At 69.1% G+C, this 18,041-nt stretch carries 13 protein-coding genes and 1 tRNA gene; 6 read left to right on the top strand and 8 right to left on the bottom strand.

The features are described from left to right. Nucleotides 1–190 precede the first annotated feature (190 nt). Nucleotides 191–2,209 carry a thioredoxin domain-containing protein gene (locus ACQY76_RS06995; protein ID WP_428032167.1) on the bottom strand — a complete coding sequence of 673 codons (2,019 nt, stop codon included), beginning with the start codon at nt 2,207–2,209 and terminating at the stop codon, nt 191–193. Nucleotides 2,210–2,285: 76 nt separating this feature from the next. Between ACQY76_RS06995 and mnmE the strand changes: the two genes are divergently transcribed. The 5 genes from mnmE to ACQY76_RS06970 all read left to right on the top strand — a co-directional run bounded on the left by mnmE (nt 2,286) and on the right by ACQY76_RS06970 (nt 8,222). After that, entirely contained in the window at nt 2,286–3,662 is a 1,377-nt protein-coding gene (gene mnmE / locus ACQY76_RS06990; RefSeq protein WP_428032166.1) for a tRNA uridine-5-carboxymethylaminomethyl(34) synthesis GTPase MnmE, read from the top strand. 206 nt (nt 3,663–3,868) lie between these two features. After that, a complete protein-coding gene (gene mnmG, locus ACQY76_RS06985) occupies nt 3,869–5,725 on the top strand; it encodes a tRNA uridine-5-carboxymethylaminomethyl(34) synthesis enzyme MnmG (protein WP_428032165.1) in 1,857 nt (618 codons plus the stop codon). 25 nt (nt 5,726–5,750) lie between these two features. After that, a complete protein-coding gene (gene rsmG, locus ACQY76_RS06980) occupies nt 5,751–6,446 on the top strand; it encodes a 16S rRNA (guanine(527)-N(7))-methyltransferase RsmG (protein ID WP_428032164.1) in 696 nt (231 codons plus the stop codon). Then, nucleotides 6,436–7,299 (top strand): ParA family protein, encoded by an 864-nt coding sequence (locus tag ACQY76_RS06975; RefSeq protein WP_428032163.1) that lies wholly within the window; start codon nt 6,436–6,438, stop codon nt 7,297–7,299. Before rsmG ends, ACQY76_RS06975 begins: the two co-directional genes overlap by 11 nt. Nucleotides 7,300–7,310: 11 nt before the next feature. Further along, complete coding sequence (locus ACQY76_RS06970) at nt 7,311–8,222, top strand: ParB/RepB/Spo0J family partition protein (RefSeq protein WP_428032162.1); 912 nt, start codon at nt 7,311–7,313, stop codon at nt 8,220–8,222. A gap of 4 nt (nt 8,223–8,226) precedes the next feature. Here the strand turns inward: ACQY76_RS06970 and holA are convergent, their stop codons facing one another. From holA to leuS, 3 genes are read right to left on the bottom strand one after another with little or no spacing between them, the layout of a single operon-like run. Beyond that, nucleotides 8,227–9,252, bottom strand: a complete 1,026-nt coding sequence (gene holA, locus ACQY76_RS06965; protein WP_428032161.1) for a DNA polymerase III subunit delta — start codon at nt 9,250–9,252, stop codon at nt 8,227–8,229. Between the two features lie 3 nt (nt 9,253–9,255). Further along, on the bottom strand, nt 9,256–9,795 hold the full coding sequence (locus tag ACQY76_RS06960; protein WP_428032160.1) for a hypothetical protein: 540 nt from the start codon (nt 9,793–9,795) through the stop codon (nt 9,256–9,258). A 13-nt stretch (nt 9,796–9,808) separates the two neighbouring features. Next, nucleotides 9,809–12,430 carry a leucine--tRNA ligase gene (gene leuS / locus ACQY76_RS06955; protein ID WP_428032159.1) on the bottom strand — a complete coding sequence of 874 codons (2,622 nt, stop codon included), beginning with the start codon at nt 12,428–12,430 and terminating at the stop codon, nt 9,809–9,811. Nucleotides 12,431–12,643: 213 nt separating this feature from the next. Between leuS and ACQY76_RS06950 the strand changes: the two genes are divergently transcribed. After that, nucleotides 12,644–13,327, top strand: a complete 684-nt coding sequence (locus ACQY76_RS06950; protein WP_428032158.1) for a YggS family pyridoxal phosphate-dependent enzyme — start codon at nt 12,644–12,646, stop codon at nt 13,325–13,327. A gap of 3 nt (nt 13,328–13,330) precedes the next feature. On the opposite strand, the gene ACQY76_RS06945 is transcribed toward ACQY76_RS06950, so the two are convergent. The 4 genes from ACQY76_RS06945 to htpX form a co-directional block, all read right to left on the bottom strand. Beyond that, entirely contained in the window at nt 13,331–14,218 is an 888-nt protein-coding gene (locus ACQY76_RS06945) for a LysR family transcriptional regulator (RefSeq protein WP_428032157.1), read from the bottom strand. A 19-nt stretch (nt 14,219–14,237) separates the two neighbouring features. Continuing rightward, entirely contained in the window at nt 14,238–15,275 is a 1,038-nt protein-coding gene (locus ACQY76_RS06940; RefSeq protein WP_428032156.1) for a YeiH family protein, read from the bottom strand. Between the two features lie 1,586 nt (nt 15,276–16,861). After that, nucleotides 16,862–16,937 (bottom strand) — tRNA-Thr (locus tag ACQY76_RS06935). Between the two features lie 112 nt (nt 16,938–17,049). After that, nucleotides 17,050–18,039 (bottom strand): zinc metalloprotease HtpX, encoded by a 990-nt coding sequence (gene htpX, locus ACQY76_RS06930; protein ID WP_428032155.1) that lies wholly within the window; start codon nt 18,037–18,039, stop codon nt 17,050–17,052. Nucleotides 18,040–18,041 lie beyond the last annotated feature (2 nt).

Here is an 18,041-nt window from a genome sequence, read left to right as displayed (position 1 = left end):
AGGGCGGGCGAGGAGGGTCACTTCCGATCCGTCCATCACAGAACCGAAAAAGCCCGTCAGCGGCCATTTCTGTGGATTTATGCCGGGGCCGGCGTTTTTGTGCGCCACTTATCCACAGGCTTATCCCCGCGCTCTGCAAACAGGCGGCGGGGGCTTCGTGTGAGCTGCGAGAGCCTATCTGCGGCAAGCCCTAGCCCGGCGCGGCGGTCTGCACCGCGTCCGCCAATCGATTCGATTCCGTAACGGGAAGCGAGCATACGCCTCCGGCGCAGACAAACGCGGCGTTGCCTCCTGCAAGCGCGTCCACCTTGGCGCGTGCCGGATGCTCCGGCGGGAGAAGCGCCGCGTCTTCGATCCGCTGCACGGTGATGTCGGCTCGCGGCAGCCGGCGGGCGGTCTCAAACAACGCGTCGGCATCCTCGCCATTGCCGACGACGACGATCTCCGGCGCCCGCAGCTTGGTGTCGAGCGCGTTGAGCAGTCCGGCATGGCTGTAGAGATTCGGCGCCGCGCGCGGCAGCAGCCCGTCGAACAAGCGGTCGGCGCGCGCCCGATAGGCGTCGTCGCCCGCCAGCACGGCAAGGCGGACGAGGTTGCGGGCGATGAGCGCGTTCGGGTTGGTGACGGCGTCGTCGGCCGTAGCCTCAGGCCGCAGGATCAGCCCCTCTGCATCGTCGGCGGTGAGGTAGTAGCCGCCATCCTCGGCGGCGTGATGGCTCTCCAGCCGTGACTGCCAGTCGACCGCCAGATCCAGATAATGTCGTTCCCCGGTGGCCTGATGCAGGGCGAGGGCGGCGCCGATCATCGCGGCATAATCCGAGGAGAGCCCGGGGAAGACGAGCCTTCCCTCGCGCCAGCTATGGCCGAGCCGACCCTCCCGCACCATCGTTTCCGCGACGAAGCGGAACGCCCCGGCGGCCAGTTCCACCCATTCCGGCCGGCCGAAACGCGGCGCGGCATTGGCGAGCGCGGCGATCATCAGCCCGTTCCAATCCGCCAGCACCTTGTCGTCGCGGCCGGGCGGCACGCGGGCCTCGCGCACCGCGAGGAGCTTGTCGCGCAGCAGCGCAAGGCGCGCCTCGTCGGCGCCGCTGCGAGCGACCTCCTTCAAACGATTCGGGATCGAAACACCTTCCCAATTGCCGAAGGGGACGATGTCGTAATGGCGGGCGAAGAATTCCGCGTCCGTGGCGCCGAGCGCATCGAGCACCTGCTTGAGCGTCCAGACATAATAACGGCCCTCATGCCCCTCCGAATCGGCATCCAGGCTGGCGGCGAAGGCGCCGCCTTGCGTCATCATCTCGCGCTGCAGCCAGCCCACGGTCTGTTCGGCGCGGGAGCGGAACAGCTCGGCCAGCGTCTCGCTATACGCAAGGCCGAGCAGGTCGAGGATCTGCGCATTGTCGTAGAGCATCTTCTCGAAATGCGGCACCAGCCAGCGATCGTCGACGGAGTAGCGGGAATAGCCGCCGCCGATATGGTCGTAGATGCCGCCCTCGCTCATGCCGTCGAGCGCGTGCAGCGCCGCGTCGCGCAGCCGCTCCCGGCCGGTGCGCTCCCATCCGCGCCACAGCAGCTCCAGAAACGGCGTATTGGGGAATTTGGGCGAGCCCTGCAACCCGCCATGCTCGGTATCCATGATGCCGAGAATGCGCCCGGCGACGTCATCGAGCTCGTTGGTGCCGATTACCACCTGGCCGGCGGGGCGGGCCTTCTGACGCAGCCGCTCGAGCAGGGCGGCGCGGTTCTGGGTGATGCGCGGATCGCTGGAGGCATAGGCGCCGGCCATGGTCTTCAGCACGTCGGTGAAGGCGGGCTGCCCATAGCGCGCCTCCTTGGGGAAATAGGTGCCGCCCCAGAACGGCGCCCCCTCGTGGTCAAGAAACATGGTCATCGGCCAGCCGCCCTGCACGCCGAGCTGCTGCAGCGCGGCCATGTAGATCTGGTCGACCTCTGGCCGTTCCTCGCGATCGACCTTGATGTTGACGAACAGCTCGTTCATCACCGCCGCCGTCGCATCATCCTCAAAACTCTCATGCGCCATGACATGGCACCAATGGCAGGCGGCATAGCCGATGGAGAGCAGGATCGGCCGGCGTGTCCGCCGGGCTTCCTCGAAGGCTTCCGGCTGCCACTGCCACCAGTCGACGGGGTTGTCCTTGTGCTGCAGCAGATAGGGGCTGGCGGCGTCGGCGAGGTGATTGGGCAAGCGGTCTCTCCGGCGTATGACAGGTGCAGCAATTGTTCGGCAGCGGGCGGCCGATTCAAGAGATAGGGCGTAGCGGGTGAGCGTGCAGGAGAAAAGCGCATTTGGCGACGCCGCGACGGGAGACACCATCGCGGCAGTGTCCTCGGGAACCGGTGGCGCGGTGGCGGTCATCCGCCTGTCCGGCCCGGCGGCGGGGGAGGTCATCGCGGCGCTGGCGGGGCGCCGGCCGGAGCCGCGCCGGGCGGCGCTGGCGCGGCTGCGTCATCCGGTTTCCGGGGAGGCTCTCGACCAGGGGCTGGTACTGTGGTTTCCCGCACCGCACAGCGCCACCGGCGAGGACATGGCCGAATTGCAGATCCATGGCGGCCGCGCCGTGATGGCGGCAGTGCTCGGCGCGGTGCTGGCGGTGCCCGGCGTGCGCCCGGCCGAGCGTGGCGAGTTCACCAGGCGCGCCTTCCTGAACGGACGGATGGACCTGACCGAGGCCGAAGGCCTCGCCGATCTGATCGGCGCGGAAACCGAAGCCCAGCGTCGGCTGGCCTTCGCCCACGCCTTCGGCCATCTCGGCCAGCAGGTCGAGGACTGGCGCCACCGCCTTATCCGGGCGATGGCGCTGGTCGAAGCTGGCATCGACTTCGCCGATGAGGACGATGTGCCGGCGCAAGCCCGCGCATTGGCGCGGCCCGAGGTGGAGGCATTGCTGGCCGAGCTTGTGCACGCGCTGTCCGATCGTCGCGGCGCGATGGTTCGGGAAGGCGCGGTGGTCGCCATCGCCGGCCTGCCCAACGCCGGCAAGTCTTCGCTCATCAATGCGCTGGCCGCGCGCGACGTTGCCATCGTCTCGGACGAGCCCGGGACGACACGCGACCTCCTGGAAATCGCGCTCGATCTGGACGGTCACAAGGTCACGCTCGTCGACACGGCGGGGCTGCGCCAGGCCGAGGGCAAGGTTGAGGCCGAGGGCATTCGCCGCGCCCGGGCCCGCATCGCGCAGGCCGATCTCGTGCTGTGGGTGCATGACGCGGCGGCCGCATCGGCACCTGCGGATCGGCCTCTCAACGACGCCGGCGTCGATGTCTGGCTGGTAGGCAACAAGCAGGACAAGCGCGGGGAGTCCGGCGCCCTGAAGGGGGATTGGGCCTCGCAGAGCTTCGCCGTCTCGGCCCGCGAAGGGCAGGGGCTGGATCAGCTCTCCCACGCCATTGGGCGCTTCGTCGGCGATCGGGCGGGGGAGGGTGAGCACCCCGCGCTGATCCGGGAGCGGCACCGTGCCAACGCCGAAGAGGCCGGTGCGCATCTGAGGGTGGCTCTGGGGGGGTGGGACGATCTCGACGACGCGCTTCTCGCCGAGGAGCTGCGGCTGGCGGCGCGCGCGCTCGGCCGCATCACCGGGGCTATCGGCGTCGAGGACCTTCTCGATGTCGTGTTCCGCGAGTTCTGCATCGGCAAATAACCTGCCGGAGGAGAGGGGATTCACGTGAAACAGCGGCAGCGCGCGGGCCGATTCGTAAACGAAATGTTTCACGTGAATCAGGTCGCGCCGGTTTCCCCAGCTTGCGGCGAAAGCATGCCGGCTTGACGTCGGGCCGATTCGCTGGCTGAACCTCTTCCATTCCGCGCGCGGCACTCATGTCGTGGTGCGCCAACCTTCCGAGCCTCATGACCAACCCCGATCTCTCTTTCGACGTCGTTATTGTCGGCGGCGGACATGCCGGCACCGAGGCCGCCGCCGCCGCCGCGCGGCTCGGCGCGCATACAGCGCTGGTAACGCACAGCCATGCGACGATCGGCACCATGTCGTGCAATCCGGCGATTGGCGGGCTCGGCAAGGGCCACCTCGTGCGCGAGATCGATGCACTGGATGGGCTGATGGGCCTGGTCGCCGATCAGGGCGGCATCCAGTTCCGCGTGCTCAACCGCCGCAAGGGGCCGGCCGTGCGCGGTCCGCGAGCGCAGGCCGACCGGCAGCTTTACGCGCAGGCCATGCAGCGCGCGATCGATTCGCAGCCGAACCTATCGGTCGTCGAAGGTGAGGCGGACCGGCTGGTCTTCACGGACGGCCGCGTCGCGGGTCTCGTTCTCGCAGATGGCCGGACCATGCGCGCCGGCGCTGTCGTAGTCACCACCGGCACCTTCCTGAACGGGCTCATCCACATCGGCGATCAGCAGATACCGGCCGGCCGGATGGGGGAGGCACCCGCGCGCGGCCTGTCTGCGTCGCTGGCGGCGCTGGGGCTGGCGCTCGGCCGGCTGAAGACCGGCACGCCGCCGCGCCTCGATGGCCGGACCATCGATTGGGCGGGGCTGGAGATGCAGGACGGCGATTTGCCTCCGGAACCATTCTCGACCCTGACCGACGCCATCACCAATCGCCAGGTGCAATGCGGTATTACCCGTACGACACCGCAGACGCATGCGGTGATCCGCGCGAATATCGGCCGCTCGGCGATGTACTCCGGCAACATACAAAGCGTCGGGCCGCGCTACTGCCCGTCCATCGAGGACAAGATTGTCCGCTTTGGCGAGCGCGAAGGCCACCAGATCTTCCTGGAGCCCGAGGGGCTCGACGACCCGACGGTTTATCCCAACGGCATTTCCACCTCGCTGCCGGAGGAGGTTCAGCGCCAGCTTCTGGCGACCATCCCCGGGCTGGAGCGGGTCGGCCTGATGCGGCCGGGCTACGCCATCGAATATGACCACGTCGACCCGCGCGAGCTGGAGCCGACCCTTGAGGTGCGCAAGGCGCGCGGCCTGTTCCTCGCCGGCCAGATCAATGGAACGACGGGCTATGAGGAGGCCGCGGCGCAAGGGCTGCTCGCAGGGCTCAACGCCGCCCGGCGCGCGGGGGGAGCCGACGGCGCGGTCTTCGACCGCTCGCAGGCCTATATTGGCGTGATGGTCGACGACCTCGTCACGCGCGGGGTGAGCGAGCCTTATCGCATGTTCACCTCGCGCGCCGAGTACCGGTTGTCGCTGCGGGCCGACAATGCCGACCAGCGACTGACGGCGCAGGGTGACGCTCTCGGTCTCGTCGGCGCGTCGCGGCGCACGCACTTCGCCGCCAAGAGCGAGGCGCTCGCGCGGGTGACGGCTTGGAGCCGCGCCATATCGATCACGCCGGGGGAGGGCGACCGGCACGGCCTGACCCTGAACCGCGACGGGCAGCGGCGGACCGCCTTCGACCTGTTGTCCTATCCGCATGTCGGCTGGGCCGACATCTGCCGCATTTGGCCCGAGGCCGCGGCGGAGGATGCGCGTATCGGCGAGCAGGTGGAGATCGACGCCAAATACGCCGTCTATCTTCACCGCCAGGAAGCCGACATTGCCTCATTCCGCCGCGACGAAGCGGCGGAGATCGGCGAGATGGACTATCGCGGCCTTGCCGGGATCTCCAACGAGATCAAGGCGAAGCTGGAATCGATTCGGCCCCGTACCATTGGCCAGGCCGGACGAATCGACGGCATGACCCCGGCGGCGCTGGCGCTGCTGGCCGCTCATTCGCGCCGCGCGCCGTGAAGCGCCAGTCAGGCTATACTGCGCCATGTCTCACGCCGATTCGTCCGACCGCCGCCACGCGCTGAGCCTCACGCCTGTTTCACGTGAAACAGAGCAGCGGCTCGACACCATCGTGGCACTGCTGGAAAAGTGGCAGCGCACCATTAATCTCGTGGCGCCGGCGAGCCTGAAGGCCGTCTGGACCCGCCATGTCGCGGACTCTCTGCAGCTGCTGCCGCTGGTGGGCGAGGTGCGGCGCTGGGTCGATCTCGGCTCGGGCGGCGGCTTTCCTGGTCTTGTGGTGGCCGCCGTGCTGGCCGAGCGGCCGGGCGCCGACGTCACCCTTGTGGAGAGCGACAGCCGCAAGGCGGCGTTCCTGCGCGAGGCGGCGCGGCTGGCGGATCTGCCCGTCACCGTGCTGCCGGCGCGGATCGAGCAGGTCGCGCGCAGCATCGCACCCGGGGTTGAGGTGGTTTCCGCCCGCGCGCTTGCGCCATTGCCCAGACTGCTCGAACTGACCGCGCCGTTTCTTGCAGAAGGGGCGACGGGGTTGTTCCTGAAGGGACAAGATGTTGATAACGAATTGACCCAGGCATCTAAATCTTGGAGAATCGAGGCTGAGATTAAGGCCAGTCTCACCGATGGCGGCGGGCATGTCCTGATCGTCCGGGCGGCGGAGAAGCTCGGGCTCGCATCGGCGGGCGACAGGGGAAATTCGCAGGGTGGACATCATGACGGATGAGGCTTCGCTCGCTCCGGCCGCGCCACGGCCGATCCCCCGCGTCCTGGCGCTGGCCAACCAGAAGGGCGGGGTCGGCAAGACCACGACGGCGATCAATCTCGGCACCGCGCTTGCCGCCATCGGCGAGACGGTGCTGATCATCGATCTCGACCCTCAGGGCAATGCCTCGACGGGCCTGGGCATCGACCGGCGCAGCCGCCGCGTGTCCACCTATGACGTGCTCACCGGCGAGACTGATCTGCGCGGCGCGGTTCTCGAAACCGCCGTGCCGCGCCTGCATATCGCGCCGTCGACGATGGATCTGTCCGGCCTCGAGCTGGAGCTTGCCAGCCAGCGCGACCGCGCCTACCGGCTCCGCGATGCCATTCGCCGCCTCAACGCGCCGGCCGAGCATTTCGAGCGTGACCGAAACGATGTTGATTACACCTACGTTCTGATCGATTGCCCGCCGTCACTGAATCTCATCACCGTCAACGCCATGGCGGCCTCCAACGCCATTCTCGTGCCGCTCCAGTGCGAGTTCTTCGCGCTGGAAGGCCTTTCGCAGCTGCTCAAGACGGTCGAGCAGGTGCGCACCACGCTGAACCCGCAGCTGACCATCCATGGCATCGTGCTGACCATGTTCGATGCGCGCAACAACCTCTCGACCCAGGTGGTCGACGATGTGCGCCAGTTCATGGGGGCGAAGGTCTATGAAACCATCATCCCGCGCAATGTGCGGGTGTCGGAAGCGCCCTCCTACGGCAAGCCGGTGCTGCTCTACGATCTCAAATGCGTCGGATCGCAGGCCTATCTTCGTCTCGCATCCGAAATAATCCAGCGCGAGCGGACTTTACGCGTCGCGGCGGCGTGAGGGAGAGCGGGATGGCAATGTCGGAAGACGGTGGACGCTCGCGGCTCGGGCGCGGCCTTGCCGCGCTCATTGGCGATATGGGCGAGGACAGCGGCGCGGCCAACGACCGTGGCCGCATCGGCGGCGGGGCGCGCAAGGTGCCGCTCGCCTTTCTGCGGCCCAATCCGCGCAACCCGCGCCGCTCCTTCGCGGAGGGCGATCTCGAGGATCTTGCCGCGTCGATCCATGAGCGCGGCATCATCCAGCCGATCGTGGTGCGCGAGGTGGCCGGCGAGCGCGATGCCTATGAGATTGTCGCCGGCGAGCGTCGCTGGCGTGCCGCGCAGCGGGCCCACCTCCACGAGGTGCCGATCGTGGTCGTCGTGGTCGATGACCGCGAGGCGCTGGAAATCGCCATCATCGAGAACGTGCAGCGCGCGGATCTCAACCCGCTGGAGGAGGCCGCCGGCTACCAGTCGCTGGCCGACCAGTTCAACTACACGCAGAACGACCTGGCGCGGGTGATCGGCAAGAGCCGCAGCCATGTCGCCAACACGATGCGGCTGCTGCGCCTGCCGGAGACGGTGAAGCAGTTTCTCGCCGATGGCCGGCTCTCCGCCGGCCATGCGCGCGCGCTTCTCACCCAGGACGATCCCGAGGCGCTGGCGCAGGCCATCGTCTCGCAGGGCATGAATGTGCGGGCGATCGAGGCGCTGGCGCAGGAACTCAACGTCGCCAAGGCAGAAGCCGCGGGCAAGCCGGGGAAGAAGGTGAAGACCCACCCCGCGCTCGACGCCGACACGGCGGCGCTGCAGCGGCGGCTCTCCGACGAGCTGGGGCTGAACGTCACGCTGAAGCATGATGGCGAGGCGGGCGAGATCCGTATCCGCTACTCCTCGCTCGATCAGCTCGACGAGGTCTGCCGGCGCCTCGCCGGCGGCTGACGCGTCAGCCGCGACGGGCCTGGCCCGCGACCTGCAGCAGGGCCCGCTCCGCCAGCGCCGGGCCCAGCGCGGCACTGCGCCGGGCGGCGAGCAGCGCGTCGTCGAGGGCGAAGAGGGCCATTTCCAGCCGCGCCGCGGTCCAGCCCCGAAGAGCTTTTTCAATCAGGGGCTTGCGCCTGAAATGGAGGGCCGGGCGGGCGCCTTCGATGGCCCGCTCGACACTGCCGCCCGCCTCGATGCCGAGCCGCATCTGGTGCAGGCTCTGCGCGGTACGGCAGACCGCACCCAGCACGATATCCGCGCGCATGCCTTCCCCGGTGGCCTTGGCGAAGGCGACGGCCATCTCCGCGGCCTGGCCGGCGAAGGTCGCATCGGCGATGTCATCCAGCGCCAGCCCGGAGGCATCGCCGACAATAGCGCGCACATGCGTGCTGGTGATGCGGCTCTCGCCGGCGGCATAGAGCAGCAGCTTGGCGATCTCGCCGCGCGAGGCCATGCGGTCGCCGCCCAGCAGGTCCGCCAGCTCGGCGCGGGCGTCGCGGTCGATCGCGAGGCCGGCTTCCGCGGTCATGGTGTCGATGAGGCGCGCGACATCGCGGTCGCTGTCGGCGTAGCAGGCGATGGCGAGCGCATGCGGCGAGCCTTCGCACAGCGCGCGAAGTCCCACGCCGCGCTTGAGGTCGCCGGCCTCGATCACCACGATGGCGTCGGCGGGAGGGGCGGCCAGCAGCGCTTCCACCGCCGGCATCACGTTGCGCGTGCCGACCCGCAGCGAAACGACGCGCCGCCCACCGAACAGCGCCACCGTCCCGGCTTCGTCGACCAACCGGCCGGGATCGCCAGAAATCTCGTCGCCATCGAGCCGGACCACGCCGAAGGGATCGTCCGATCCCTGCGTGGCGCGGGCGAGGTAGGCCCGCGCGCGTTCGCGCACCAAGCCGCTATCCGGGCCGAACAGCAGCAGGATGGGGCGCAGGGGGTCGAGGCGGCTCAGCGTCGCCTCGACGTCACCGGGCCGAACCGCGACCATGCCTCAGCTCTTGGGGGGCTGCGTCAGGAAGAAGGAGGCAAGCTGGCTCTTGATCGTCTCGGCCGTTACCGAGGCCGAACGGTTCTCGGCGTCGCGAATGGCCCGGGCGCGGGCGAAACGCTGATAGCCGCTGTCCAGCGAGGCGCGGCCGGTGGCGCGTCCGGTCTTCAGCGGCGTCTTGGTGTTGCCCGCCTCGAAGAGCTGCCAGTTGACATCGACCGAAACGACCTCGACTTCCGGCAGGCCGGTCACCGGGCTGACGACGGAGGCCTGCGACGTCGTGCTGCGCACGTTCAACAGCAGCCGGTAGGGCGCCCCGGCGGGGTTGCCGGCGCCGCCGGTGAGCGCAAAGATCAGGTCGTTGCGGACCTCGTTGCCGACGCGGCCATCGGAGAACACAACCTCCACCTGGCTGAGGCTGTCCTGCAGCGAGGGGCCGCCGCCGGGCTTGGTCTCGGCATACATGGGCTGGAAGCAGCCTGCGGTGGACAGCGCGAGCAGTCCCGCCCCGGCGAGACCCAGGAAGCGGCGGCGTGAGGGCATCAGGTTCCTCCGGTCAGGCGACGACATTCACAATCCTTTGCGGCACCACGATGATACGCTTCGGGGCGCGCCCGTCGAGTGCCTGCGCGATCAGGTCCAGCGCCAGCACGGCCTGCTCGACCTCGGCGGGGCTGGCATCCTTCGCGACGGTAATCTCGCCGCGCCGCTTGCCATTGATTTGAATCGGCAGCGTAACGCTGTCATCGACCAGCAGCGCGGGCTCGACTGCGGGCCAGCGCGCCTCGGCGATCAGCCCCGTGCCGCCCAGCACCTGCCAGCATTCTTCCGCCAGATGGGGCACCATCGGGGCAACCGCCCCCACGAGGAAGGTTGCCGCCTCGCGCAGGGCGAAGGCGAGGTCCGGCGTGATCTCCGCCTTTCGGGCGGCGGCGAGCGCCTCGCTGAAGACGTTGGCGAAGGCGTGCACCCGCGCCACGGCGACATTGAAGCGCAGCCGCTCGACATCTTCCTCCACCTGCGCCGCCAATTTGTGGGCGGCGCGGCGCAGAGCCATCGATTCGGCACCGAAATCAGCCGGTCGCGCCACCGCCTCCGGTGCCAGAGCCACCGCGTCGCCGATCAGGCGCCAGATGCGCTGAACGAAGCGCCACGCGCCCTCGATGCCGGCGCTGGTCCATTCGCTGTCGCGCTCGGGCGGGGTGTCGGCGAGCATGAACCAGCGCGCGCAGTCGACGCCATAGGTGTCGGCGACGATCTCCGGCGGCACCACGTTCTTCTTCGACTTCGACATCTTCTCGGGCGCGCCGATGGTCACGGGCTCGCCCGTGCCCACCTTCACCGGCCGGCCCTCGCCGTCGCGCTCCACCTCCTCGGGGAAGAGCCAGCGTCCTTCCGCGTCCTTGTAGGTCTCGTGGACGATCATCCCCTGCGTGAACAGGCCGGCAAAGGGCTCGTTCAGCGAGACGCGGCCGAGCTTGTTCAGCGTGCGGATGAAGAAGCGGGAATAGAGCAGGTGCAGGATCGCGTGCTCGATGCCGCCGATATACTGGTCGACCGCCAGCCACTGGTCGGTAGCCGCCTTCTGCAGCGGCGCCGTGCCGGGCTCGGAGGCGAAGCGGGCGAAGTACCAGGACGAGTCCACGAAGGTGTCCATCGTGTCCGTCTCGCGCCGCGCCGCCGCGCCGCAGTGCGGGCAGTTCACGTGCTTCCATGTGGGGTGCCGGTCCAGCGGGTTGCCCGGCTGGTCCAAGGTCACGTCGTCGGGCAGCCGCACGGGGAGCTGGTCCTCGGGAACCGGGACCGGGCCGCATGTCTGGCAATGGATGATCGGGATCGGGCAGCCCCAATAGCGCTGGCGCGAGATGCCCCAGTCGCGCAGGCGGTAATTCACTGCCCGCTCGCCGACCGGCGCGTTGCCGAGAATCTGGTTCTCCAGCGTGAGCGCGACCTTCTCCTTCGCCGCCGGCACGGTGAGCCCGTCGAGCAGGCCCGAATTGAACAGCGTGCCCTCGCCCTCATAGGGGCCGTCGGCCACCGAGAAGCTGGCCGGATCGACATCGGGGGGCAGCACCACCGGGGTGATCGGCAACTGGTACTTGGTGGCGAAGTCGAAGTCGCGTTGGTCATGCGCCGGGCAGCCGAAAATGGCGCCGGTGCCGTATTCCATCAGCACGAAATTGGCGACATAGACCGGCAGGTCCGGCCCGCCGAGCGGGTGCCGCACGCGCAATCCGGTGTCGAAGCCCATCTTCTCCTGGGTCTCGATCTCGGCGGTGGAGGTGCCGCCGCGCCGGCATTCCTCGACGAAGGTCGCCAGGGCGGCATTGTGGGCGGCAAGCGCCTCGGTCAGCGGGTGGCCGGGCGAGAGCGCCAGGAAGGAGGCGCCGAACAGCGTGTCGGGCCGCGTGGTGTAGACCTTGATCTCCGAGGCGAGGCCTTCCGGCATCCCTTCGGGCGCGTGGTCGACCACGAAGCGCACATGCAGGCCTTCGGAGCGGCCGATCCAGTTGCGCTGCATCAGGCGCACCTTGTCGGGCCAGCGCTCCAGCGTGTCGAGACCCGCCAGCAGTTCCTCGGAGGCGTCGGAGATGCGGAAGAACCACTGCGCCAGCTTGCGCCGTTCCACCAGCGCGCCGGAGCGCCAGCCGCGCCCGTCGATCACCTGCTCATTGGCGAGCACCGTATTGTCGACCGGGTCCCAATTGACCTCGCTCTCGCGCCGATAGGCAAAGCCGCCCTTGAGGAACTCGAGGAAGATGCGCTGCTGCTCGCCATAATAGGAGGGGTCGCAGGTGGCGATCTCGCGCGACCAGTCGAGCGACAGGCCCAGCAGCTTCAGCTGCTCGCGCATGGTGGCGATATTCTCGTAGGTCCACTTGCCCGGATGGGTCTTGCGCTCGATGGCGGCGTTCTCGGCCGGCAGGCCGAAGGCATCCCAGCCCATGGGGTGGAGGACGTTGAAGCCCTTCATCCGCTTGAAGCGCGCCACCACGTCGCCCATCACATAATTGCGGCCATGGCCGATATGGATGCGCCCCGACGGGTAGGGAAACATTTCGAGCACATAGTATTTCGGGCGCGGATCGTCGTTGCGGGTGCGGTAGATCCCGCGTTCGTCCCAGATCTTCTGCCAGCGGGGCTCGGCCTCGCGGGCGTTGTAGCGCTCGGTGCTCATGGACAGGCTTCTTGGATAGGCGGACGTCGCAAAGAAAGGCCGCAGAAGGTTTACGGATGGCGCCGGACTAGGCACGAAGTCGCGTTCCCGGTCAACCTTTCGCTGCGCTGCGGCGGGCCGGGTGCGGAGAGGCGCGGTTTTTGCCCAACGCGTCGTTCCCGCCCCGGCGGGATTGGCGTATCGAATGCCGCTGACATGCTTGAGGAGGCCCAGATGCAGCCGGATCCGACCGACACTGTCACCGCACGCCTGGCGCTGGTGCGCGCGCGGATCGCGCAGGCCGCCCGCGAGGCCGGCCGCGATCCCGCTTCCGTTCGGCTGATCGCCGTCTCCAAGACCTTCGGGCCGGAGGACATCACGCCCGCCATCGCCGCCGGCCAGCGGCTGTTCGGCGAGAACCGCGTACAGGAATCGGCGGCAAAATGGCCGGCGCTGCGCGAGGCCTGTCCCGATCTCGACCTCCATCTCATCGGCCCGCTGCAGACCAACAAGGTGCGCGAGGCGCTCGCTTTGTTCGACGTGATCCACACGCTGGACCGCCCCTCGCTCGCCGCCGCGCTGGCCAAGGAGCTGCGGCGCGAGGGCGCCCCGCGCGCGCCGCGGCTGCTGGTCCAGGTCAATACCGGCGAGGAGCCGCAGAAGGCCGGTGTCACCCCGCAGGAGGCGGATGCGTTCCTTGCCGCCTGTCGCGTGGAGCACGGGCTGGCGATCGAGGGACTTATGTGCATTCCCCCCGCGGACGAGCCGGCCGCGCCGCATTTCGCCCTGCTGGCCAAGATCGCCCGGCGCAACGGGCTGGAGACGCTTTCCATGGGGATGAGCGGCGACTACGAGACCGCGATCGCGCTGGGGGCCACCTATGTGCGCGTCGGCAGCGCCATCTTCGGCGGGCGATAGGCCTTAGCGCCCGGCCGCCGCCGCCAGTTCCAGAAAGGCCTGAGCCGCCTTGGTGGCGTAGCGCTCGCGGTGGCGCAGCGAGAGGAAGGGGCGCGAAGGCAGGGGGTAGTCGATCAGCGCCATGGTGCCGGCGCGGATGGCGCCTTCCACCACCCGCCGGGAAATGACCGTGGCGCCGCTGCCGGCTTCCACCGCCGCGCGCACCGCTTCGTTGGACGGGTATTCCAGCTCGACGCGCAGCGCGCCGGGAGAGACGCCCGCGTCCAGAAGATAGGATTCGAAGATGGCGCGGGTGCCCGAGCCCGGCTCGCGCAGCACCCAGGGCCCCTCCGCCAGTTCGGCGGCGGAGGCCGGCGCGCGCCAGTGCCAGCGATGCGTCACCGGCGCCACCAGCACCATCTCGTCGTCGGCCACGGGCGCCGCCGCCAGCACCGGCGCGTCGACATCGCCTTCGATGAAGCCGAGATCGGCGGCGCCTTCCTGCACCCGCGCCGTGACGAAGTCGCTATTGCCGATGGCGAGACTCACCGAGACGCCGGGATAGAGGGCGCGATAGCGCTCGATCAGCGGCGGCAGCCAGTAATTTGCCACCGTCTGGCTGCCGGCGAGGGCCAGGGTTCCATGGACCAGCCCGGCAAGATCGGCCAGCACCTTCTCGGCGGCGGTGGCACGGGCGAGCACGGCCCGCGCCTCGGGCAGAAAGAGCCGGCCAGCCTCGGTGAGCACGATCCCCCGGCCGACGCGGTCGAACAGGCGGGTGGCGTGGCGCGCCTCCAGCGCGGCAATGGCCGCGCTGGTCGCCGAGGGCGTGAGGTGGATGTCCCGGGCGGCCTGCGTGATGTGCTCGCGCTCGGCCACCGCCACAAAGATGCGCAGCTGCTCCAGGGTCATCCACCGTCCTCGGCCTCGCTCAGGCGGTCATCTTTATCAGAGTGAGGCTGAACAGGGCGATGAAGACGAAGGCCGCGAAACCCAGCAGGAAGGGCCGCGCGCCCTTGGCCCGCAGCTTGGCGATGTCGGTTTCCAGCCCCATCGCCGCCAGCGCCATGGAGAGCAGGAAGGTGGTGAGCAGCACCAGCGCCGATTTCATCTCCGTCGGCATGGTAATGAGGCTGTTCAGCCCCACCATGGCGAGGAAGCCGAGAACGAACCAGGGCATGGGCGGCCGGGCGCGGCCGGCATCGTGGCCGAGCCGGGCGGCCCGGCGGGCGGCCATGAGGCCGAGGGCGATGACCATGGGCGCCAGCAGCATGACGCGCGACAGCTTGGCGATGGTGCCGAATTCGCCCGCCGCCGGTCCGCCCTGATAGGCGGCGGCGACCACCTGGGCGATCTCGTGGATCGAGGCGCCCGTCCACAGGCCATAGGCATGCGGGGTGAGGCCGAGCACCACCGGGAGCAGGGGATAGAGGAACATCGCCACCGAGCCGAAGACGGTGACGCAGGCGACCGCGTAAGCGACATCCTCGTCGGGCGCGCGCGTCACCGTGTTGGTGGCGATCACCGCCGAGGCGCCGCAGATCGAGGTGCCGGCGGCGATGAGCTGGGCGAGGCCGCGCTCGACGCCCATCAGCCGGCCCAGCCAGGTGGTGAACAGGAAGGTGGAGACGAGGGTCAGCGCGATGATCGCGAGGCCCATGGCGCCGACCTCGGCCACTTGCGCGGCGGTGAGCTGCAGCCCGAGCAGCACGATGGCGGCGCGCAAAATGCGGCGCATGGCGAAAAGCACGCCCGGCCTGGCACGCGCGGGCGTGCCGACGAGGTTGTGGAAGCCGATGCCGATGATGATGGCGAGGATCATCGGGCTCAGGATGCCCACCATGGGAAGCTGCCGGAGCGCGAAGGCAGCGCCGGCAATGCCGGCTGTCAGCAGCAGCCCCGGCAAGATCGCGTAGCGGTGGGCCCGCGCGACCTTGCGGTCATCGGCAATGTCGACATGCGCGACCATGATGCGTCTCCCGCTGCGTCATCCTCTGATCGCAGGCGGGGATCATTCGATCCAGCGCATTATATCGCATAAATCGTTCGATATAATTGGATGGTTGCAGGGAGGCCCCTCCGCCGACCCCGCGCGTGGCGCCGGTGCGGCGCTTGCGCTGCCCGCCTCCCTTGATCCCTCATGGCCGGGTCCGCCGCGGTCGAGCGCGAAAACAGGGCACGGATGCCGAAGCGCACCCGGTGTCCCGGACGCCGGCAGCGTCAGCGAAAGGCGATCCGGGACCCAGCGCACAGCTCTTGGTCGCCTTACCGAGCGGGTGGGCGCCCTCCCGGTCCCCTGGGCCCCGGAACTGCGCCGCGCCAGGCGCGGCTGGTCCGGGGAACCGGGTTTTACGGGGACGCCTCCGTATCGCGCGAAGGGCGGAGCCCTCATGGCCGGGTCCGCCGCGGTCGAGCGCGAACTGGGCGCGCGGATGCCGAAGCGCACCCCGTGTCCCGGACGCCGGCAGCGTCAGCGAAAGGCGACCCGGAACCCAGCGCACAGCTCTTGGTCGCCTTACCGAGCGGGTGGGCGCCCTCCCGGTCCCCTGGACCCCGGAGTGGCGCCGCGCCGGGCGCGGCTGGTCCGGGGAACCGGGTTTTACGGGGGCGCCTCCGTATCGCGCGAAGGGCGGAGCCCTCATGGCCGGGTCCGCGGGTCGAGCGCGAAAACAGGGCGCGCGGATGCCGAAGCGCACCCGGTGTCCCGGACGCCGGCAGCGTCAGCGAAAGGCGATCCGGGACCCAGCGCAAAGCTCTTGGTCACCTTAACCGAGCGGGTGGGCGCCCTCCCGGTCCCCTGGACCCCGGAGTGGCGCCGCGCCGGGCGCGGCTGGTCCGGGGAACCGGGTTTTACGGGGGCGCCTCCGTATCGCGCGAAAGGCAGAGCCCTCATGTCCGGGGTCCGCGGGTAGAGCGCGAAAACAGGGAGCGCGGATGCCGAAGCGCACCCCGTGTCCCGGACGCCGGCAGCGTCAGCGAAAGGCGATCCGGGACCCAGCGCAAAGCTCTTGGTCACCTTAACCGAGCGGGTGGGCGCCCTCCCGGTCCCCTGGACCCCGGAGTGGCGCCGCGCCGGGCGCGGCTGGTCCGGGGAACCGGGTTTTACGGGGGCGCCTCCGTATCGCGCGAAGGGCAGAGCCCTCATGGCCGGGTCCGCGGGTCGAGCGCTGAAATCAGGGCGCGCGGATGCAGCAGCGCACCCCGTGTCCCGGACGCCGGCAGCGTCAGCGAAAGGCGATCCGGGACCCAGCGCAAAGCTCTTGGTCACCTTAACCGAGCGGGTGGCCGCCCTCCCGGTCCCTGGGGCCCCGGAGCGGCGCCGCGCCGGGCGCGGCTGGTCCGGGGAACCGGGTTTACGGGGGCGCCTCGGTGTCGCGCGAAGGGCAGAGCGCTCATGGCCGGGCTTGACCCGGCCACCCGGTCTTCTCCCGCGTATGTGCGCAAAGGCCGTTTCCCACGGCAAGCCCGGGGAGGCGGGCACGCGGGATTGCGGATCGAACGACGCAAATGGGGAAGGGGACGTGGCCGGGCGGGTTGCCAGCGCGATCGAAGGAATGGTGCCGCTTGTCAGACTCGAACTGACGACCTCCGCATTACGAATGCGATGCTCTACCAACTGAGCTAAAGCGGCACGCGCGGTCCTGATAGCCGCGACGCACCTATTTTTCAAGCGCCACGGCGGACGGATGCGCGTGGGAGCGATGCGAAAGTGGATTCAGGCGGTGCGGGGCACGTTGGCAAGCTCAGCCCCAGGGGCCCCTGCGGCGCTCGTCGCCCCGGCGCGGCTCTCCGCCGCCCCGACGCCCCCACGCCGTGCTCGCCGGCCGCGACGTCCCGCCGCCCGCCCACGGGCCGCCCTGCGGCGCGGTAGAAGCGAAGCCGCCGGCGCCCATCTGCTGCGCCAGCGCCTGCAGCGCGGCAATCCGGTTCTCGGTGGCCGGGTGGGTCGAGAACAGGCTGTCCATCCGCTCGCCCGAGAGCGGGTTGATGATAAACATGTGGGCGGTGGCGGGGTTATGCTCGGCCGGCATGTTCGGCACGGCGTGCGCCGCGTTGGAAATCTTCGCCAGTGCCGAGGCGAGCCACATCGGCTGGCCGCAAATCTGAGCGCCCAGCTTATCGGCCTCATATTCGCGCGAGCGCGACACCGCCATCTGCACCACCATGGCGGCGAGCGGGGCAAGGATCATCATGGCGATGGTGCCGATCATGCCGAACGGGTTGTTGTTGTTGCGGTTGCCGCCAAAGATCATGGCGAAGTTCGCCAGCATGGAAATGGCGCCCGCCAGCGTGGCGGTGATGGTCATGGTCAGGGTGTCGTAGTTCTTCACATGCGCCAGCTCATGCGCCATGACGCCCGCCACTTCCTCGCGTGACAGGGAGTTGAGCAGGCCCGTTGTGGCGGCGACCGCCGCGTTCTGCGGGTTGCGGCCGGTGGCGAAGGCGTTCGGCTGCGGGTTGTCCATGATGTAGACGCGCGGCATCGGCAGCTGCGCCCGCGCGGCGAGTTCCTCCACCATGGAATAGTACTCAGGCGCGCTGGCACGGTCGACCTCGCGGGCGCCGTACATGGACAGCACCATGCGGTCGGAGTTCCAGTAGCTGAACACGTTCATGCCGGCAGCGACCAGCAGGGCGATCATCATGCCGCCCTGCCCGCCGATCATGTAGCCGACGCCCATGAACAGCGCCGTCATGCCCGCGAGCAGAATCGCCGTACGGAAGTAGTTCATCT

The organism is Ancylobacter sp. (assembly GCF_965279025.1).
Classification (GTDB): domain Bacteria; phylum Pseudomonadota; class Alphaproteobacteria; order Rhizobiales; family Xanthobacteraceae; genus Ancylobacter.
This window is presented reverse-complemented; position numbering and strand designations above follow the sequence as displayed.

What these genes read in the sequence shown, in the direction of transcription:
- mnmG (WP_428032165.1), top strand. Translation starts at nt 3,869, where the DNA reads ATGACCAACCCCGATCTCTCTTTCGACGTCGTTATTGTCGGCGGCGGA.
- rsmG (WP_428032164.1), top strand. Translation starts at nt 5,751, where the DNA reads ATGTCTCACGCCGATTCGTCCGACCGCCGCCACGCGCTGAGCCTCACG.
- ACQY76_RS06975 (WP_428032163.1), top strand. Translation starts at nt 6,436, where the DNA reads ATGACGGATGAGGCTTCGCTCGCTCCGGCCGCGCCACGGCCGATCCCC.
- ACQY76_RS06970 (WP_428032162.1), top strand. Translation starts at nt 7,311, where the DNA reads ATGGCAATGTCGGAAGACGGTGGACGCTCGCGGCTCGGGCGCGGCCTT.
- holA (WP_428032161.1), bottom strand. Translation starts at nt 9,252, where the DNA reads ATGGTCGCGGTTCGGCCCGGTGACGTCGAGGCGACGCTGAGCCGCCTC.
- ACQY76_RS06960 (WP_428032160.1), bottom strand. Translation starts at nt 9,795, where the DNA reads ATGCCCTCACGCCGCCGCTTCCTGGGTCTCGCCGGGGCGGGACTGCTC.
- leuS (WP_428032159.1), bottom strand. Translation starts at nt 12,430, where the DNA reads ATGAGCACCGAGCGCTACAACGCCCGCGAGGCCGAGCCCCGCTGGCAG.
- ACQY76_RS06950 (WP_428032158.1), top strand. Translation starts at nt 12,644, where the DNA reads ATGCAGCCGGATCCGACCGACACTGTCACCGCACGCCTGGCGCTGGTG.
- ACQY76_RS06945 (WP_428032157.1), bottom strand. Translation starts at nt 14,218, where the DNA reads ATGACCCTGGAGCAGCTGCGCATCTTTGTGGCGGTGGCCGAGCGCGAG.
- ACQY76_RS06940 (WP_428032156.1), bottom strand. Translation starts at nt 15,275, where the DNA reads ATGGTCGCGCATGTCGACATTGCCGATGACCGCAAGGTCGCGCGGGCC.
- htpX (WP_428032155.1), bottom strand. Translation starts at nt 18,039, where the DNA reads ATGAACTACTTCCGTACGGCGATTCTGCTCGCGGGCATGACGGCGCTG.